The following is a 20977-nucleotide window of genomic DNA, read 5'->3' as shown; positions in this document are numbered from 1 at the left end:
TCTCAATACAAAAATAAAATTAAATTTTAAACTTTAAGCTACACCTCTTAATTAATAACAAATTCTAAAACAGAAAAATCATCTCTAAATTTATTATATTTAGATAGGCTAAGCATACTCTCATAAAGATGCATTAAAATAAAATCATCCATGATCTGTGTATTTTCTTTAATTATTTCACAAAAATCATCAATAGACATTATTAAATTTTTTTTATTCTCAATTTCATATACACCATCACTAAAGAGTAATAAATGCGAACTTCTATTTAAAAAGAAGCCACTCTCTTCACAAGAATATCCATCTTTTTCTATTCCAAGAATCATCCCCCTAGTCTTACTAGTCTTAAGGAAAATATTATCTCTAGAATTTATAACAACAGCAGGAGGAGCTCCTGCTGATGAAAATCTAAGGTGCTTCGTACGTATATTTAATACACCATACCACAGCGAAATAAACATATCACTTCTAAACTTAAAAAAATAATTATTAACATATTCTAAGACTTTAGAAGGATTAATAGCATTATTGCTCATAACATAAGAATCAATAACATTTGAAACACTAATAGATAAAATCCCAGAACCCAGTCCATGTCCTGAAATATCTATCAAATAAATTACTAATTCATCATCATTAACAAAATAATAATTAAAAAAATCACCTCCAATTTTCCCTGAAGGAATAAAAATCCAATTGGTACTAAAAAACTCGTTCTGTATTTTATCAGGCAATAAGTTTTCAATGTAGGTTCCAACCTTAACTAATTCACTCTCAAGGTATTCTCTCTCTTCAAGTATTAGGTCTAAATATTTTTGTCCCTGCTCTATCCCTTTTTTCTTTTCAATAAAACTACTTATCCTAGTCTCCAATACTAATAAATCTAAACTTTTTAAAAAATAATCATCTACTCTTTCTTCAATAAAAATTGAAATAATATCCTTTCTAGTTATATTAGAAACAATAATAACTGGAATTGCCTCATAAAGACTATTTTTTTTAATGCCTCTAAGCAAATCTAGAATTAGATGAACATCCATCTCTGAACAAAAATCAAGAATAATTAAATCATAAAAATCACTACAAAGTAGTGTATTGAAAAAGCCAACAGCATCTACAGATATAACATGATATTTTAATGTAAAATATTTTGTAACATTATTACTGTAAATTTTATCCTCAGAAAAAATTAATATTTTATGCCTATCCTTATTTAAGACATGTCTAATTATATGTTCAGAAGAAATATTTAAATTCTCAAGTTCAACCTCTGTAAAAGATATCATTGATGCAATCTTAAAAGAAATAGCCCTTAAAAAAGCAACTCCAGCATCTTTGATTCCACTATAATTCATAGAATTATTTATTAATTCTAAAGATAAATACAAATAAGAAATTAAATCACATTTCATACTTTTAATAAAAAAGTTACCTATTTTTAACTCTTCAGAAGTTTCAAGTTCTTCCTTAAATTTATTGGAGATTTCTAAAGTTAATCCAAGATAATTTGTAATATCATCATAAAAATATCTAGGAGTCTCTTTATAAAGCTCATAAGAATAAGTACTTATTAGTAAAAAAACCTTTTCTAATTTTAAATTAAATTCATTTAATATACTAACAACACTAATGCTATTCATCTATCGTTAATCCAACCTTTGAAACAGGCAATAAAATATCATGACCAAAAGCATTCCTAGAAATTTTAACTATCATAGGCCCTTGCCTCCTTTTATATTCACTACCAGAATAAAGACTTAATACTTTTGTTACCAATTCTTTTCCAAAAGCATTATATAGCAAATCTAAGGGTTCATTCTTAATCAAATATCTAATCAATATATCATCAAGAACTTCATATATAGGAAGAGAATCAGTATCCTTTTGTCCAGGCTTTAACTCAGCAGAAGGTTCTTTTAAAATAATATTAGTAGGAATTACATCTCTACCCTCTCTTATATTAATATGTTTTGCAAGTTCATACACATCACATTTAAATAAATCGCCGATTAAAGTAATCCCTCCACAAGAGTCTCCATAAAGCGTGTAATAACCAACAGCAATCTCACTTTTATTACCAGTATTTAAAAGTAAGGACATATTTGCATTACTATAAGACATTAAAAAAAGACCTCTAAGTCTTGCCTGTAAATTTTCTTCAGTAATTCCATTTGTATTGAAATACCCATTAAAAAATTTTAAAGTAGTTGAAAACACTATTTCAATAGGCATATCAAGCAACTTAAATTTTAATTCTCTAGCTAATTCCTCTGCATCAGAAACAGATTCTGATGATGAAAACTTACTAGGCATAGAAATACCAACAACTTTATCAGAACCTAAAGCAACACAAGCAATATAAGCAACGAGAGCAGAATCAATACCTCCTGAAATACCTAAATGAACTTTATCAAATCCAGTAAGATACACATATTCCCTTAAAGCATTCACTAATGCTAAAATAACCTTATCAAGAATTAAAGAATGAGAATCAAGTTCTAAATCATGAAATCCTTCATTTAATAAAATATCTTCTTCAAACTCTTTAGCTTGAACTAATTTACCATGCTTGTTAATAAAAAAACTTAATCCATCAAATACAATAGAGTCATAGACACCACATAAGTTGGCATAAGCAACCTCTATATTATTTTCAATAACTAATCTTTCAAAAAAAGAAAGCCTTAAGTTATTTTTTTCTTTAGTAAAATAAGATTTTGATGGTATTAAAAGATATTGAATATTTTCAAAACAAGCACTAAAATCATAGTTGAACCCTCTAAATAAAAGCTCATCCTCAAAATTTAAGACGGTAATGCTTTGTCCCTTATATTCAAATAATATTGGGATATTAATTTCTCTGGTTGTTAATATAAATTCATGATTGTTTACTACAGATATACAGTCTACTAACCTTCCATCGTAAAAATCATAATGTCCAAATACAACACAAATTCTACTATCAACCTGATTTTTTATAAAATCAAGGCAATCAAGATTTTTTTTCAAAATTTCTGGCCTATGTAACAAATTTTTATATTCACTATAAACAAAAAACATAAAAGGAAGAAGTAAAATATCAACATTATTCTGCAAAGCATATTCACAAACTTTTTTAAATTCATTCAAAGTTTCTTCAAACTTAGAAATTCTGTGTCTTATCTGAGCTATACATATTTTCACAAACTAAATCATAAGCAATAAAAGAAAAAATTACAATAAAAACTATTTTACATCCAATAATCTTTCAATTACCTCCCCCCCCCCACTTATACTCATTGGAGTAATCTTAGAGAATCATACCTACATACTACTCTAATTTCTCTATCTACCAAAAACTTAGTAAAATTCCATCTAATATCTGCCTTAAACTCTTGAAAAGATTTTTTTGTTAAATAATTTATAAAAAGGATGTGCACTCTCACCATTAGCCTCAATCTTAGAAAAAATAGAAAATGAAAACATTATAAATTATTTGACAAAATCTTAGAATTTCCTCATTTGCTCGAGGTTCCTGCAGACCAAATTGCTTAAAAGGAAATCCTAATATAAAAAGCCTCTCCTTTTTACATTCTATAAATCATTTCAAGATCTTGATACTGACTTGTACAAATACAATTACTTGCCAAAGTTACAATAAGTAATACTTTTGTGCATATAATTTGAAATAGAAATCTCAGGCTCAGACGCAAATCTTACCCTAAAATCATAAATACCTACAATATCCCTCCCCCACAAATATTTTTAAACTTATAGATACTGATTTAAATAAAGGAATAAATATTTTTATTTTGACAAGAAAATACACATAAAAATTCTTTAATTTCAAAATATGTGTAAATACTATACTAATATGATTGAATAGTCAAACTTCATTCTTTTAAAAGCAATCAAAATGAATCAAATTAATCAAAAAATCTTTAAATAAAAAATTTGTAAATTATTCCCTTTAAAGATAAAATACTTTACTAAAGGAGGCTCACATGGAAGAAAATAACAAAGACGAAGAATCTGGAAAGACAAAAGAACAAGGAAAAGATACACTCCCAAATAAAGAAAACTCCAATATGGAGAAAAAAATTACTGAACTAGAAAATGAAATCTCAAATATAAAAGATTTATATCTAAGAAAACAAGCAGAATTTGAAAATTTCAGAAAAAGACTTGAAAAAGATAAAGATAATTTCATTAAATTTGCAAATGAAAACATAATGAAAGACATAATTAATTTTCTTGACAACTTAGAAAGAGCAATAGATTCATCAAAAAAATCAAAGGATCTTGATACTTTGCTATCAGGAATTAGCATGATCGAAAGTGAAATACTTTCTAGTTTTGACAAAAAATATAACTTAAAAAAATTTGGAAACATTGGTGATGTTTTTGATCCAAGCCAGCATGAGGCAATAAGCATAGAAGAAAAAAAAGATATTAAAGACCCAGAAATAATAGAAGTATACCAAAAAGGATACTGCTACAATGATCGCGTATTAAGAACTGCAAAAGTTAAAGTTGCGCAAAGCAAAAACTAACATAAAAATAAAAGGAGGTTATATATGGGAAAAATAATAGGAATTGACCTAGGAACAACAAATTCATGTGTAGCTATAATGGAGCATGGAAAGCCTGTTGTAATACAAAATTCAGAAGGAGGAAGAACCACGCCATCAATCGTAGCCTATACAAACAAAGGTGAGAGACTTGTAGGACAGGTTGCAAAGAACCAAATGGTTACAAATCCTGAAAATACAATATATTCAATAAAAAGATTTATGGGTAGAAGGTTTGAAGAAGTTGCAAGTGAAATCAAGATGGTTCCTTATAAAGTAGAAAAGGGTAAAAATGGAGATGCTCGTGTAAACATTTCTAACATAAAGAAACAAATGTCACCTCCAGAAATATCAGCCGCAACTCTTACAAAAATGAAAGAAACAGCCGAGGCTTATTTAGGAGAAACCGTAACTGAAGCTGTAATTACTGTTCCTGCTTATTTTAACGATGCACAAAGACAAGCAACAAAAGATGCAGGCAAGATTGCAGGTCTTGATGTTAAAAGAATTGTAAATGAACCTACGGCTGCAGCTCTTGCTTATGGAATTGAGAAAAAGCATGAAGAAATAGTTGCTGTTTATGACCTTGGTGGGGGAACTTTTGATATCTCAATACTTGAGCTTGGAGATGGTGTTTTTGAAGTTAAATCAACGAATGGTGATACACATCTCGGTGGTGATAACTTTGACGATGAAATAATTAAACATTTAATTAATGAATTTAAAAAGGATAGTGCTATTGATCTTTCAAATGATAAAATGGCACTTCAAAGACTTAAAGAAGCATCTGAAAAGGCAAAAATCGAACTTTCTGGTGCTCAAGAAGCATCAATCAATCTTCCATTCATTACAGCAGATTCAAATGGACCTAAACACTTACAATACACTTTAACAAGAGCAAAATTCGAACAGATGGTAGATCACTTAGTACAAAAAACAAAGGAACCATGCCTTAAAGCTATTAAAGATGCTGGTCTTAAATCCTCTGATATAAATGAGGTAATACTAGTTGGAGGGTCTACAAGGATACCAGCTATTCAAAAAATTGTAAAAGAAATATTTGGACAAGAACCAAACAAGGGTGTAAACCCTGACGAAGCTGTTGCAATAGGAGCTGCAATTCAAGGTGGAATCTTGACAGGTGAAACTAAAGATATGGTATTGCTTGATGTAACACCTCTTTCTCTAGGTATTGAAACTCTAGGTGGAGTCATGACAAAATTAATTGAAAGGAATACTACAATTCCTACAAAAAAAAGTCAAGTCTTCTCAACAGCAGCTGACAACCAAACTTCTGTAGATATTAAAGTTCTACAGGGTGAGCGTGAAATGGCAGCCCAAAACAGAATACTCGGTAATTTCATTCTTGACGGTATACCATCAGCACCAAGAGGGATTCCACAAATTGAAGTTAGCTTTGACATTGATGCTAATGGAATAGTACACGTTTCTGCTAAAGATATGGGAACTGGAAAAGAACAAAAGATTCGAATTGAATCATCATCAGGACTATCTGAAGATGAGATTGAAAGAATGGTAAAAGACGCTGAAGCTCATGCCGAGGAAGATAAAAAGTTAAAAGAAGGTATCGAAGCTAAAAATACAGGGAATTCTTTAATTTATCAAACAGAAAAATCTCTTAAAGAACATGGAGACAAAATTACAAGTCAAGACAAACAAGCTATTGAAAATAAAATTAAGGAACTTAAAGACGCTCTAGAAGGGTCTGAAGTATCTTTAATCAAATCAAAAACAGAAGAACTTCAACAAGCTTCTTATAAAATAGCTGAGGTAATGTATAAAGATGCTCAAGCCAATGCAGAAAATCAAGGAAATACTCAAAACAATACAGGTAGTGAAAGCAAAGAAGCTGATTACGAAGTTGTTGATGAGGATAAGGGGCAGTGAAAAGGGATTATTATAAAATTTTGGGGCTCTCAAAAGGAGCCTCAAAAGATGAAATCAAGAAAGCATATAGAAAAATAGCAATCAAATATCATCCTGACAAAAATCAGGGCAATAAAGAAGCAGAAACTCTCTTTAAAGAAGCTACAGAAGCTTACGAAGTTCTAGGAGATGACAATAAGCGTGCTCAATATGATAGATTTGGGCATACAGCTTTTGAAAGTGGAGGATCTGGGTTTAGTGGTTTTTCCAGTGGATTTGGAGGATTTTCAGACATTTTTGAAGATTTTGGAGATATTTTTGATTCATTCTTCACTGGAGGACGCGGGAAAGAAAATAACAGGCAAAGTACAAAAGGCAAAGATATACCATATCAAATAGAAATATCACTTGAAGATGCTTATTTTGGATACAAAAATAATATTAATATCACAAGAGAAAAACTATGTGAATCATGCTTTGGGAAAAAATCTGAAAAAGGAACAAGTCCTTCAATGTGCAATATGTGTAATGGCAGCGGTCGAGTAATGCAAGGAGGGGGATTTTTTAGGGTAACAACAACATGCCCAAAATGCCATGGAAAAGGAAAAATAATATCAAACCCATGCAGGTCATGCAAAGGAAAAGGAAGTTTTACAAGTCAAGAAACAATTACTCTCAATATTCCACCAGGAATTGATGACTCACAACAAATCAAAATGAGAGAAAAAGGAAGTATAAATCCTGACAATCAAAAATATGGAGATCTTTATGTAAGAGTTTTAATAAAACCTCACAGAATTTTTAAAAGAAATGGAAAAGATCTATATGCAGCTCTTCCAATAAGCTTTACTCAAGCACTTCTTGGTAAAGAAGTAAAAATAAAAACAATATCTGAAAAAAAGATCACAATTAAAATTCCAAAGGGCACAGAAAATGATGAACAAATTATTATTAAGAATGCAGGCATGCCGATATTACAAACAGAAAAATTTGGAAATCTAATTCTAGTGACTAAAATAAAAATTCCTAGAAATCTAAGTTATAACGCTATTAATTTACTGGAAGCCTTAAGCCAAGAAATTAAAGACTTTGATGAGGTAAGCTTAAGTAAAATTTAATATTAATATGTATATTACACATGCTAATTCCATCATTGAAAGTATAAAAAACAATAAAGGGCTTGAATTATATATATCAAAGACAAGTCCAAAAATAAAAAACATTGAAGAATTAGCTAAGAGACACAACATAAAGGTAATAAAAGTTAAAGATATCACAAAAATAATTAGAAACAATAATCACAGAGGATTTGCCTTAAGACTAAAAAATTTAAAACCCAAAAATATAAAAACTGGCAATAAAAGTTTAGAAAAATTTTTAAAAGAATTTCAACAAAAAAATAATATATTTATACTAATATTAGATGGAATCGAAGATCCTCAAAACCTTGGAGCAATTCTCAGGACATCAGAACAATTTAGCATTGATCTTGTTATTCTTAGCCAAAGACGAAGTGCTAAAGACAACTCAACCGTATTACGCATTAGTTCTGGAGCAAGTCAATATGTCAATAAAATATCAATTCCTAACCTAAATAATGCAATAAAAATTTTAAAAAAAAGCGGATTTTGGATATATGCCAGTGATACTAAAGGAAAAACAATAAATAAAATTAAAATAAATGATACTAAAATTGCATTAATTATGGGAAATGAAAGTAAAGGAATTCACAAGCTTATTAAAGAAAATTCTGACTTTTTAGTTAAAATTCCAACTAGTGGAAAAATAGATTCACTAAATGTATCTGTCTCAACAGGAATTTTAATATTTGAAATCAAAAGGCAACTTAACTTACTTTAGATAGTTATCGAATATAAAATAAATAACAATAATATCTTTAAATAAAACTAACACCTAATATAAATATTAAGAAGTATTTAAAAATAGGAGCTAAGAATAACACAAAAAATGTACTTCAGAAGAATTACCAATACTATAAAATACCACAACAAAAAATTGAAATAAAGTATAAAAAGTTCCAATTAAAATAAGCCAAAAACATGCTTCAAATTTTCAATATCAATTCTCCAAATAAAATAAAAATGTAAAAGAACCTATGTATCTTCCTTTACTTGAATATCCAATTAAAATGTAGAATAAAGCAAATAAAATATATATATTAAAAATGATAATGATAAATATCAAGTAAAGATACAACTAAAATAGAAACAAAATATAAAAATGTTAAAAGCTCTAAATATAAGAATAAAAAAAAGAGTAAAATCATAACATAAAAGATTAAAAATACTTCTAGGTTGCATATAGAATATCGTCATTATTAAAATCTTATATCTTAACCTCTATCCCCCCCCCCTCCTTTTTTTAATTTTTAGAAAAACTAAAATAAAAACTAATACACTATATAAGGAAATAAAGATTTAAAACTAATTTAGAAAACAAAGAATACTGTGGTTATGTGCATACCTAATACACACAAAAATCAAAGATTATAAAGCCATACAAATGATATAGTACCTATCCACATATCATAACATCCAAAAACAATTTTATTTTAATTCAAGCAAATAACCAATGGTATAAATTTCATAATTAACCTAAAAAATTTCTCATTTCAACAGAAGCTATAAACCCTTCAGCTGCTGCTGTAATGGCCTGTGCATAGAGCTTATTGTTAGCATCTCCACATGAAAATACTCCATCAACACTTGTCTTAACACGATCTTGAGTTACAATATATCCATCCTCATCAAGCTCTAAAAATCCCTTTAAAAACTCTGTGTTTGGCTTATATCCAACAGCAATAAATATACCACATACACTTAATACAAAAGTAAAATTATTTTTATTATTCAAAATTTGTATTCCAGATACAGAATTATCTCCCTTAACTTCAATAGCTTCACAGTTATACAAAATCTCAATATTAGATATTTTTTCAACATTCTTCTTTAACATATAAATAGCCTTCAAATAATCCTTTCTTACAATAACATATACTTTTGATACCAATTTACTCAAATAAATAGCTTCTGAAATTGATGTATTGCCTCCTCCAATTACTGCAACATTTTTCCCTCTAAAAAGATGTCCATCACAAATTGCACAAGCAGAAATACCCCTATTCCAAAACAAATCTGCATTTTTGAGCGTATCAAGTCTCTTAGGTGATGCTCCTACTGCAATAATAACAGTTTTACTCTTATAAACATAATTATCAGTAAATAGACAAAAAATATTATCTTTCTTTTCTATAAATCTTACAGTTTCAGGATAAGTAGTAGCCCCTAAATTAACTACCTGCTTATTCATATTCAACATCAGTTCTCTTCCATTTATACCATTCTTAAATCCTGGATAATTATATACCTCTGTAGTTGTTGTAAGCTGTCCTCCAGGTTCTGGACCTTCTAAGACAACCGTTTTATATCCACTCATAACAGTATAAATTCCAGCTGTAAGCCCTGCAGGGCCTGAGCCTACAATTATTACATCTTCAATAGAATTTATTTCTTTTCTTACATTATTTTTACCAGTACGCCTTTTTAAATCAAGTGTTTCAAACTCTAACATAAATATTTCAGCCTCTCTCTAACCTTTTTGCAAATACACTACTAAAATTAATTACTATAAAACAAATTTATCATATAGTATACTAAAATATTTGGGACGCTTTTAAAAGAAAGCCAAGATTAATCTCTAATACAGAACATGGGATATAAATTCCAAAATTACTTAAAACATAAGGTGATACTTCGCCAAAATTTCCAACACAAAAGTCATTTACTAAAATTTCAGCTCTTCTTCCTTCTATATAACGTATTTCTTTAGATTCTATTAGCCTATATTCAATATTTAAATAATAAAAGAGCGACGAAACTAAAGAATTAATCTCATTAAATGTAAAATCTTTATCTGCCATCAGAAAAGCCAAATTATCACACGTTACAGAACCCTCAGGACTACTTGGTTCTCTTAAAGCTACCTTGCCAATTTCAAAAATCTTATGTGGATAAGGAAAATTAGAACTAATACTTTCAGATTTAAGCAAATCAGAGACTATAGAGCCCCTAATATACTCATATTTTTCTGTCATTGGATTATCAATACTTAAAAAGAATTCTTCCATATTATAATTATTTAAATTTTCAATAAGATCCTTTCTAGATCCTAGATAGTTATAAATCATTTCCTGAAACCCCATTCCAATCATTAAAGACCTAATCTTTCTTGAAAATTCTTCTATCTGAGTAAGTCTACCTACGGTAAACCTTTTAGGAAGCTCTGGTTTAAAATTATCCAATCCCCTTGCTATCATTATTTCTTCAACAGCATCAACTTCATGAAGAAAATCATTCCTGTAAACAGGAGGTTCGATGCGAATTTTGTCTTTATATTTAGAATCACCTGTTTTAGAAGAATAAGCAAATGCAGATACCCCTATTTTTTTCAAGTCAAGACACATCTCATCTGCTGTTAATTTACTACCAAGCATTCTATTAACATTATCAACACTAATTTCCAGATTGTCTTGGAAATAGAAAGGACAAACTATTTCTTTACCAAGTAAAGTTTCCTTAGGAAAAATTGTCCTCACTGGGAAAATCTTAAAATCCATATCATGTAAATCACAAGCAACAACTGACAAAGATAACAAAGTAGCCTCAATATTTACCCCTGTAACCTCAATAAATAAATCAGTATCACCCACCTTTAAAGCCCCAACATCATTAGAATTGATTATTGGGGGATAAGATAGGGTTTGCCCCTTATTATCTACTAATAAGGGATATCTATCCCAATATTCAAGAATTGATGAATATTCTATTCCCTTAGGATGCTTTTTATTGATTTCCAAAATAGACATCTTGCTTTCCATACCTAAAGGAATAAACTTATAATTATAGTCACAGGCAATATAACTTATTGGAAAATCAATAAACCTTGCCGAATACATTCCCATTGCAACTCTTCTACGTTTTTGTCCATAATTTTGACAAAGTTTTTCTTGCAACTGAATTAAAGTATCAAGCATTCTTTCATCACAAATTATTCCTTTTGCTAAAAATCCAAAAACAAAAGGCCTGCTGCTAGACATCATTTCAGGATAAACCTTAATCTCACCATAGGACTTTTTTAAATCACCTGCTTTAGAGAAAAATTCAAAAAAAGGCAAACTATCAAAAAGATACGTCTTAATTTGACGTGCAAGCCCTACACAAGACCATAAATCTGGTCTATTTGTATCATTAAACTCAATTTTTATCTTATCATTTGCTTCATGAAATTTATCAACTTCAGCTTTAGCTATTTCAAGTACAGATTCAAGCTCAGAATCCGTTAAATTCTTTCCTATTTTTTTGAATAAAATACTTTTATATAATTCAACCTTTGGCATTTACCTTCCCCGTCTCAAAACAGCACTACCAATATCATGAGTAAAAAGTTCTCTTATATCATCTAAACCCAAATGCATTAAAGCCATTCTATCAATACCAATACCCCAAGCAATAACAGATGCATCAACTCCAAATGGTTTTGTAACCTCTGGTCTAAAAATACCACTACCACCTAACTCAAACCAACCAAGAATAGGGTGCTTCACATGAACTTCAATGGAAGGTTCTGTAAATGGAAAATAAGCAGGAACATATTTAATCTCAGTAGCACCAGCAAGTTCTTTAGCAAAAATTTCAAGAAGACCAAGCAGGGTATTAATATTAACATCATCTCCAATAACAATCCCTTCTGTTTGGTAAAAATCGACTCCATGAGTAGCATCAACTTGATCATACCTGAAACACCTAACAACTCCAAAATATTTACCAGGATTTTTTGCATTCATTAATTTCTTTGCTGATAAAACTGTACCATGAGTTCTTAATACCAACCTCTTTGAAATACTTTCGTTAAAATCATATCTCCATCCTCTTGATCCTGTATCAAATCCATCTTCATGAGCAGACTTAACATTAGAAAAATAAGGCTCTGGCAGGAATTTTATTGAATTTGGTTCTCTAATATAATAAACATCCCTTACGTCACGCGCAGAATGAAATTGGGGCATAAAAAGAGCATCATTGTTAAAAAATTCTGGCTCTACCAAAGGGCCATCAAATTCTTCAAATCCAAGATTTACAAGCCTATCCTTAACCTTAGCAATATATTCAGTATAAGGATTAGCCCGCCCAATAAAAGTCTTACTGGGCGTAACATTAATATTATATTCTCTAAAGATACTATTAACATAGCTCTTGTTTTTTAAAATTTCAGGTGTTAGTTTTCCAATTCGATCTTTTGGAAAATTATGTTTTATATATTCTGTCTTCACCATTATTCCAAAATCAGTGAACTCAAATTTCAAATCCAATCTTTCTATCACCTTAAATAAGGTATCACTAGCTCCTTTTCTCTTAGAAATACCAGAAATAACAAATAATTCATCTTTTGATAAATCATCTTTCAAAAGATCACCATTTTGAGCTCTTGAAAGCAATTTTTTAACTATTTTATAATCAGAATATTTCTCTAAATCCTCACCAATAATTTCTTTATCTGGACCTAAAGATAGTACTTCCTCTTTAATTAAATTACCAAATGCCCTCCCAACATCTTTAACTTCAACTCCTAATTCTTTTGACAAATCAGTAATTAAAACCTTTTTACTAGATATAAGACTTATTATTTTTTCTTCAACCAAACCATTTTTTAAAGCATCAAATCCTTTATCAGTCATACGATAAAATACATTAACCTTTCTAAAAACTTCACTAATAATACCCTTGTAAGAAAGCCACTCTATTATTTTATTTGCCTTTCCCTCATCATACTCTAAATCTTTAGAAAGACTTGAGGCAGAAATTTTATCACCCTTTTTATATCTAAGAATTACTTGTATCTCGAGAGGATGCAATGTTTTTACTATTGTCTTCTGTCTATTATCCACAAAAATACCCTTTAATCTTCACCTTTATTACTACTAATTCCAAGTTCCAAAATAAGCTCTACCTCTCCAACAGATAATTTAGTAGCTCTTGAAATTTCTGAGGCACTCCAACCCTGCCTCATAAGCTTAACAACAGAATCTCTGACTGTTTCATTATTAAGACCAACATTATCTTTATACTTAGACTCTGTTTTTACGAGAATTCCGAGCGTCTTTATTCTTTCTTCCGCAGCAAAATTTAAGTTCTCTAATCTAGTTTCTGATTTTGCAATCTTCTCTCTTATATTTCTAGTGTGTTCTAATTTATTTTCAATCTCTACTAGGATTCCCTTAAGCGCCTGAGCATTACCCAAAGCTTCTTGCGATAAATTCTTATTCACCATTAGTTCTTCTATAATAACTTTTAATTCACCAAGACTTTCCTGAAATTCTAAACTCTCTTTAACTAATACCTGCATTCTATTCTCTATTTCAATTATTAAGTCAAAATTTTTATCAACAGATTCTATGGTGGTTTTTAATATACTCTCCTTATTAATAATCCTATCATAATTATCAAAGATACGGTTCTGTTCATCTCTAATTTCCTTAAGCTTAGTTTTATAAATCTGAATTTCATCATAAGTTTCTCTAAATTTCTTATACCTATCCTTAAAGGAAGCATAAAACTCAAGAAATTGATTAAACTCCTCTCTAATATCTTTAAAGGCTGCTTGGTGAGTCTTTAAATCATTAAATATATCTAAAATATCTGACGACTGATTTTGAATATTATTAATTTCTTTATTAATTTTTTCAAATTCTTTCTTATAGTTTTGAACAAGTCCCATTTCACCAGCTAAAGATCCCCATAAATTTTCCAATTTGTCTTTGAAAGAATAAATTTCGTTAAGAATCTCATTGTTTTTCTCTAGTTCAACTTCAAGCTTCTTGTATTTTTCAACTTGAACACTTATAGTAGCATAATGGCTATCAAATTCCTCTCTCAAATCAGCCTTATATGAAATCAAATCACTTTTAACTTTATCAAGAAAATGACCAAACTCACTATCATAATCCAATATCTTCAACTTAAACTGAGAAACATCATCCTCTATTCCTTTAATCATCTTCTCATACATACTCTTAAGTTCAACTTCCATCTGATTAACACGAATATTCAATCCATCTTTCAAAACTCTAATTTCTTCTTCTGAGTAACTAAAACTATTCCTAATTTCATTTTCAAATGAAATATAATCCTGTCTTATTGAATTGGAAAAAGAATCATAACTCTCCCTTATTGTTTTCTCAATATCAATCCTATAGGTGCTTAGTTTCTCAGAAATTTCTAAAATATTATTTTTCATAATATTCATTTGATATTCAAACTTATCTTTATTATCTAAAAATTTGTCCGCAATCTCTTGTTTTTCTTTTTCAAGTCTCTCAACTATCAAACCAAATTCATATTCTAATTTTTGATTAGCATCTCCTATTTTAACTTCAATATCTTGTTGCTGGCTTAAAGTCATAGCTTCCATCTGAGCTCCAATCTCTTTAATATGAAAATTAACTTTCTCGTCTAGAGATTCCATTTTAGAATCGATTACTTTTTCAATATTTAAAACTCTATCCTTAAATTCGTCTGCAATATTTTTTAAATTAATGCTAGAGCTGTTTTTAAATTTCTTAATGTCTTCTTGCAAATTACCAAAAATTTCTTCTGTTCTTTGATCAACAGTATCTTTAATAACCCTCAATGTATTCTCAATAACAGAAATATCACTTTCAATTCTTTTTACACTTATTTCTGCAATGTCTGTTCTCTCTTCAAGTGCCTTATAGGTGCTTTCTTGCCAATTTTTCATATCATCTTTAACTTTTAAAAACCAAGAGTCAATATTGTTTTGACGATTATCTATGAATTCAATAAATTTATCAATACGACTAGCAACACTTGTTTCCATTGAATTTATTCTACTTTCTGTATCTCTTTTTCTATTATCAAATTCTCTACTAAATTCCAAGTAAAAATTCTCTTTATTACGTACAAGTTCTTGTTCAACTTCAACCTTAAAATTTCTTATAAGGAATGATTTATCTTCCAAACTATTAATTATATCTCTTTCTAAATTTTCAATTCTCTGATCTGATAATTCTACAAAATTTTCTATAGAAGTTTTTAAATGCTCACTTTTTTTACTTAAATCTTCAAAAAAATCCTCTTCAATAAGTTTTAAATGTGATGAAACATTTTGATAAGAATCTTCTTTAAGTTTTATGATATCTTTTTCAATATTATTTAAACCTAATTTAAGTTCTTCAAGTTTATCTAATTGCTCTCTAATTTCTCTAGTCATCCTTGTATTTGAATGATTAAATCCCTCTTCTAAATCAGAAATATATGAATTTAACTTATTCTCCATATCACGTTGCATATTAATATACTTATCCTCAAGTTCACTATACTTTAAACCAATAACATTGTTTATTTCATTATGACATCTACCTATTTTATCTTTAAGTTCTTTCTCAATTTCTCTAAAACTATTCTCAATCAATTCCTGTTTTTCATTGTACTTATTCTCTAGCTCACTATACTTATTTAATATCAATCCTTCTACATAACTACTTCTCTCATTTATCTTACTCTCTATTAAATCATGTTTCTCATCATACTTATCCTCAAGTTCACTATACTTTAAACCAATAACATTGTTTATTTCATTATGACATCTACCTATTTTATCTTTAAGTTCTTTCTCAATTTCTCTAAAACTATTCTCAATCAATTCCTGTTTTTCATTGTACTCATTCTCTAGCTTACTATACTTATTTAATATCAATCCTTCTACATAACTACTTCTCTCATTTATCTTACTCTCTATTAAATCATGTTTCTCATTATACTTATCCTCAAGTTCACTATACTTTAAACCAATAACATTGTTTATTTCATTATGACATCTACCTATTTTATCTTTAAGTTCTTTCTCAATTTCTCTAAAACTATTCTCAATCAATTTAAGAGAAGATATTTTATTATTAATCCCACTTTCATATTTTGTAATCTCTTCATCGATTGAAACAATTGTTTTAATCATATAGGAATCAAATTGAGCTTTCATTTCCTTCTCAATATCTGTCTTAATCACATCAAATTGATAGCTTATAGTATCATTGTTCTCACTTATTCTCTTTTTTAGGCTTTCTTCAAATTCTAAAATCTCTTTTGACCTTTCTTCCACTATCTCAAAATTGCGGTCCATCTCAGATATTTTTATCCTTAATTTTTCATCATTATCAGTAATTGTCTTGTATACTTCATCTCTAATCTTTGCAATAGCACCCTCGCTCTCAATTAAAAATGTTGAATATCTCTCTTCAAGATTATTTTCAATAATTTTGAATCTCTCTTTATAAAGATCATTTAAAAACTCAGATTTATCTTCAATATTATTCTTAAGATCATTAATTATCTCTGCAAACTGCTCTTTTAATTGAATAACATCATTATCCATTATTTTTTTGTAGTTAATAGCTTCTTTTTTTCTATCTTCATATTGTTGTTCAATTTCTTCCAAAAATTTACTAATTCTTATCTCTTCATTTTCTATTAAGTTCTTAATCTTGACTTCAAAATTTTCAACTTGATATTTTGACATATCAAAGGATGATTTAAAACTTTGTAACTCTTCATTAATATTCTTACTCATAACGTTTATTTTATCTGTTAATTTCCTGTTTATATCTTCAATCTCATATACTATTTCATTCTCTAATTTATTTGAAAGAATTTCTGAATAGCCCCTAGAATTAAGTATCACTTCATTATATTTTTCATTAATCTCCTTATTTAAATCATTAAATCTTGAACTAAGAGAATCGAGAGTAATATCAATATTAGCCTGAAATGAAGTAATATCTGTTCTTTTATCCTGTAATAAACTGTCAACTTCTTTAACGAACTCTTCAGATTTTTCTAACACTTTAGCAAATTTCTTAGATAAATTTTCCTCTATTTCCTTAGTATCCGCTTCAAAATGAGTAATAATATTTTTCAGTAACTCATCCGAATATATGCTCCCTTGATGTCTAAATTCATCTATTTTTTCAAGATAATAACTATCAAGACCTTCAATAGTAGTTTTTAATTCCTTAATTTTTAAAGTCATCTCAGAATCTACTAAATTTATATCAACCTTTCCTGAAGATAATATATTTTCAATATTAACAGTTATTTCACTTAATCTTCTTTGCCAATCATTAAGCTTACTGTCTATTTCAACATTAAGCATATCTTTTCTACTTAAAATATCTTCTGTTATCGTACTTAAAAAACCGTCTATCTGTTTCTGATTTTCGTTTTTAATTTCAGAGATTTTTTGTACCCTAGTCTCAATAAACGAGTCAAGGTCAGTCCTAAAACTATTTAAAATATCCTCTCCTTCAAGCTTAAAATCTTTCAACCTATATTCAAACTCCTCTATTTTATCCCGAATTAATTCTTCTTTATTAGAAAAACCTTCATTAAGTCCATTAAGTGCCATAATAACCTTATCATGGATTATTTCAACTTGGTTATCAATAAACTCTTTAATACCTAATAAAATCTCATCTCCCTTCGTATATGACATATCTTTTAATTCTTTATACTTCTCTAATACTGAAATTTCAAGATCTTCAGTTTTTGAAGAAACATATTCAAATCTTTCACTAATATCTCTTTCTAAAGACTCCATTTTTGATGAAGCGGATAAAAGCAATTCTTCACTTGAAATTTTAATATCAAGTAAAGATTTATTTAAAGCAATAAGCTCTTCTTTCCAATTGCTATGCACATCCATCGACTTGTTCTTTATATGCTCTGAGAGTTCATTAAAGATATTTTCGCTAAGTTCCTTTCCCCTTGATCTTTGTACTTCAATCAAACTTAAAAATTCTTCATTTGTTTTATTTAAATGGGATTCAATATTCTCTAAATTAGAATTAACCCTTTCCTGCCATTCTTCATACTTTAATTTAGTAGACTCCATTTCACTAACAAATCGGCCTATATCATCACTATAATTATTCTTTAAACTAGATATTTCCTTACTAATATCATCACTTATACTAATTAAATTGGATTCAAAATCTCCCCTTAAAATCTCAAAGTCTTTAACCAATAAATCATTCAAAGACCTAATCTCATCTTCCAATTTTTTACTAGTAATTTCAAAATTATGATAATCAATATTTGATTTTTCAAAAATTCTATCAAATTTTTCATTATATCTAGTAGAAAAATTATCAATGTCACCCTCAAGTTTATCTACAATATTCTTGTATTTACTTTCAATCTGATTTTCTAAATCACTACTTTTTAAACTTAAAGACTTTATGAGAGCCTCATACCTAGAATTAATACTTTCATCTAAATAAGAATAATCACTAATAAGCCTATCATTGATTTTTTTAAAATCTGCATATAATTCATTATTCAACTTAAGCATCTTATCTTGCACATCTGTTTCAATATTTAAAATCTTAGTTTCTAATTCACCCCCAATTTTATTCATTCTTGAAAATACACTCTCACTAAATTTATCAATGTCTCCCTCTACTTTTGTCTTAAATTCAACATATATTTTATTAGAATCTTCATCAAGATCATCTAACAATGTTTTAACATTGTTCTCTACACTTTCCATTCTAGAGTTAGCATCATCTAAGCTAATTTCTATTCTCTCTCTTATATCATTATTAAACTGATTTATTTTGTTGTCATATTCTTTATAAATTTCCCTTACATTAGATTCAATCTGAACTCTAAACTGATCAAAAATATCTGCCACTTGTTCCTCATATTGCCTTATTTCTTGTTTTATGGTCTCCTCAATAGAATTTAACCTAGAATAAGCATTATCTTTAAAAACAGAACTTACAGAAGAAATTTCATTATCAATGAAGATAAGTTTATCTTCAAGCTTATCTTTCATTTGCTCAGAACGCTCATTAACATACATAAACACTTCATCAAACTTTAGCTGTAACTCCTCATTCAGTCTAGTTAAAATAAAATCTTCCTTTTCATTAACTCTGGATTTTGCCTTTTCAAGAATAGATTCAATATAATTTTCTATCGATTTATATTTATCCTCATAAGCAAAAAAAGATTCTTCCATCTTTTTATTATAATTATCTATACTAGACTCAATTTTAAATAAAAATTCCTTAAATTCATTTGCAAGCTTATCATTTCCTTTATCTAAAATTTCATTTTTTCTCTCCTCAAGCATTACTAAAGACTCTTGATAAGATATAAGCTCCTGATCTAAATTATTCATTCGCAAATTGAGATCTTTAACAGTGATATCAAACTTCTCCCAGCTTTCAATCTTAATTGCCTCAAGATTTTCCCTATTTTTTTTATCAAATTTTTCAAAAACCGAAATCAATCTAGAATCAATAGAATCAATCTGAACATTAAAATTTTTTAAAGTTTTTGAAAGCTTATCTACGATTTTTCCATCAACTTGAAGTCTTTGTATATTATCTTGAACTTTAAGAGTCATGTCATCTAACTCTTTAAGCATAGAGTCATGATAAGCAATCTTTTTCTCCACTTCTGCAAAATCATTACTTTTATTTTTAATTTTTTGTTGAACTTCATCTATTTTTTTTATAATTTCTATGCTAGAACGTTGATAAGCTTCCATATCAACAGCAAGATTATTAATTTCCTTTGTCTTATCTTCAATAAAATCTTCAAGGTTATCCTTAGCAATATCAACAAACTTTTTAATCTTATCTAAAGCTCTTGAACGTCTATCATACTGTCTATAGATAAATAGAATTACAAAAACTAATAAAAGATTAACTAGGATAGTTACAAAATCTATCATAAAATATTTTACCCATAATCTATATATTTAAAAGTATATATTCTTGCAAATCTTTATAATTACTAAAAATAAAATCACATTTCATATTATCTAATAATTTTTTACGAGAAAAGTAAGCAGTTCTCATTAAAACATCACAAGCACCTAAAATATCATACTCATAAGAATTCCCCACATATAAAACATGATTACTTTGAATACCAAGCTCATCCATAATTCTCAAAAAAGCCATTTTATTTGGCTTTAAATAACCAGTATCTTCTGATGAATAAAGAACATCCCAAAAACTATCCTTAATTCCTAATAAATTACTTACACGAGTTGTAATCGGAAAATCTGACATTACTCCCAACTTTATTCCTTTAGATTTAAGAGAATAAATTAAATCATGAATGCCAAAATAAGGCTTAAACCTTCTAAATTTATTTCCAAAAGCTTCACCATAATAAATTTTATTTAATAAAAATTCACATCTGCTCTTACTAAATCCTAAATACATAGAAAGCATTTCTATTTGCATAGACATTAACTTATCTCTATTAGAAGGATCACTTATTCCTTTTTGTAAAACTCTTATTTCTTTCCTTACTCTTTTAAAAGCTAAAAAAAATTTAATATTTCTTACAAACTCAGGAAACATTATTAAATTTATATTAATTTCAGGGTAAAGAGTCCCATCAAGATCAAATACCACAGCTTTTATCATA

At 28.4% G+C, this 20977-nt stretch carries 13 protein-coding genes; 4 read left to right on the top strand and 9 right to left on the bottom strand.

All coding sequences use genetic code 11. From position 1 onward, the window contains the following. Positions 1-47: 47 nt before the first annotated feature. From F0310_RS02565 to F0310_RS05925, 4 genes are all read right to left on the bottom strand, one after another. Positions 48-1640 (bottom strand): PP2C family protein-serine/threonine phosphatase, encoded by a 1593-nt coding sequence (locus tag F0310_RS02565; protein ID WP_182117391.1) that lies wholly within the window; start codon positions 1638-1640, stop codon positions 48-50. Then, complete coding sequence (gene nadE / locus F0310_RS02560) at positions 1633-3183, bottom strand: NAD(+) synthase (RefSeq protein WP_182117390.1); 1551 nt, start codon at positions 3181-3183, stop codon at positions 1633-1635. The genes F0310_RS02565 and nadE overlap by 8 nt, the downstream gene beginning before the upstream one ends. A gap of 92 nt (positions 3184-3275) precedes the next feature. After that, on the bottom strand, positions 3276-3428 hold the full coding sequence (locus tag F0310_RS05755; protein WP_198422654.1) for a hypothetical protein: 153 nt from the start codon (positions 3426-3428) through the stop codon (positions 3276-3278). Between the two features lie 11 nt (positions 3429-3439). After that, positions 3440-3520: a hypothetical protein gene (locus tag F0310_RS05925; protein WP_476577989.1), complete on the bottom strand. Its 81-nt coding sequence runs from the start codon at positions 3518-3520 to the stop codon at positions 3440-3442. Between the two features lie 463 nt (positions 3521-3983). Between F0310_RS05925 and grpE the strand changes: the two genes are divergently transcribed. From grpE to rlmB, 4 genes are read left to right on the top strand one after another with little or no spacing between them, the layout of a single operon-like run. Further along, positions 3984-4532, top strand: a complete 549-nt coding sequence (gene grpE, locus F0310_RS02550) for a nucleotide exchange factor GrpE (protein WP_182117389.1) — start codon at positions 3984-3986, stop codon at positions 4530-4532. A gap of 24 nt (positions 4533-4556) precedes the next feature. After that, entirely contained in the window at positions 4557-6458 is a 1902-nt protein-coding gene (gene dnaK, locus F0310_RS02545; protein WP_182117388.1) for a molecular chaperone DnaK, read from the top strand. Beyond that, positions 6455-7555 carry a molecular chaperone DnaJ gene (gene dnaJ, locus F0310_RS02540; protein ID WP_182117387.1) on the top strand — a complete coding sequence of 367 codons (1101 nt, stop codon included), beginning with the start codon at positions 6455-6457 and terminating at the stop codon, positions 7553-7555. The genes dnaK and dnaJ overlap by 4 nt, the downstream gene beginning before the upstream one ends. Positions 7556-7562: 7 nt before the next feature. Continuing rightward, a complete protein-coding gene (gene rlmB, locus F0310_RS02535) occupies positions 7563-8297 on the top strand; it encodes a 23S rRNA (guanosine(2251)-2'-O)-methyltransferase RlmB (protein ID WP_182117386.1) in 735 nt (244 codons plus the stop codon). 750 nt (positions 8298-9047) lie between these two features. On the opposite strand, the gene trxB is transcribed toward rlmB, so the two are convergent. The 5 genes from trxB to F0310_RS02510 form a co-directional block, all read right to left on the bottom strand. Further along, complete coding sequence (gene trxB / locus F0310_RS02530; RefSeq protein ID WP_182117385.1) at positions 9048-10028, bottom strand: thioredoxin-disulfide reductase; 981 nt, start codon at positions 10026-10028, stop codon at positions 9048-9050. 82 nt (positions 10029-10110) lie between these two features. After that, the gene (gene pheT / locus F0310_RS02525; protein ID WP_182117384.1) at positions 10111-11853 is read right to left on the bottom strand and encodes a phenylalanine--tRNA ligase subunit beta; all 1743 of its coding nucleotides are present in this window, start codon (positions 11851-11853) and stop codon (positions 10111-10113) included. Beyond that, the gene (gene pheS / locus F0310_RS02520) at positions 11854-13401 is read right to left on the bottom strand and encodes a phenylalanine--tRNA ligase subunit alpha (protein ID WP_182117383.1); all 1548 of its coding nucleotides are present in this window, start codon (positions 13399-13401) and stop codon (positions 11854-11856) included. It abuts the gene before it with no gap. 11 nt (positions 13402-13412) lie between these two features. Continuing rightward, positions 13413-20270, bottom strand: a complete 6858-nt coding sequence (locus F0310_RS02515) for a SpiroCoCo family coiled-coil protein (protein WP_182117382.1) — start codon at positions 20268-20270, stop codon at positions 13413-13415. A gap of 19 nt (positions 20271-20289) precedes the next feature. Continuing rightward, a complete protein-coding gene (locus F0310_RS02510; protein ID WP_182117381.1) occupies positions 20290-20976 on the bottom strand; it encodes an HAD family hydrolase in 687 nt (228 codons plus the stop codon). Position 20977 lies beyond the last annotated feature (1 nt).

Origin of the sequence: Borrelia sp. A-FGy1, assembly GCF_014084025.1 — a bacterium.
Taxonomy (GTDB): Bacteria; Spirochaetota; Spirochaetia; order Borreliales; family Borreliaceae; genus Borrelia.
Note: the sequence above shows the minus strand (reverse complement) of the source record. Positions and strands in the feature narration are given on the sequence as shown.